Origin of the sequence: Nonomuraea sp. NPDC048916 (assembly GCF_040649575.1) — a bacterium.
Lineage (GTDB): Bacteria > Actinomycetota > Actinomycetes > Streptosporangiales > Streptosporangiaceae > Nonomuraea.
Genome location: NZ_JBEZFS010000271.1, coordinates 1 through 400 on the forward strand (window position 1 = coordinate 1; position 400 = coordinate 400).

The window sequence follows — 400 nt, forward strand, 5'->3', positions numbered from 1 at the left end:
GGCCCGTTACGCGAGCGCCCCGGCCAACGAAGGCGCCTCGAAGCTGGTGGAAGTGACTGTCGACGGCAAGGCCGTACGCGGAGCCGCACGGCGAGAACACGGCCATCCGCTCTCTCGCCACCGTCCTGCACGAGGGCCAGGCCGTGGTCTCCAAGCGACAGATCACTACAAAAAGAGTAATGAAATCCCTGCCTTCGTCCCGCTGTTGGAACGGCTTGACCTGCACGGATGTGTCATCACCGCCGACGCGATGCACACCCAGATCGGTCATGCCAAGCAGGTCATTTCCCGAGGGCACTGCATTTTGGCCGTCAAAGGGAACCAGAAAAGGCTCCGCCGACAGCTGCGAGATCTGCCCTGGCGCGAGGTCCCACTGCAGCACCGCACCCGCGGACAAGGC

General features: G+C 63.8%; 1 pseudogene. It reads left to right on the forward strand.

Annotated features, from left to right (window positions below):
* Positions 1-52: 52 nt before the first annotated feature.
* A pseudogene (locus tag AB0C16_RS40810) lies at positions 53-400 on the forward strand (ISAs1 family transposase); the annotation flags it as partial.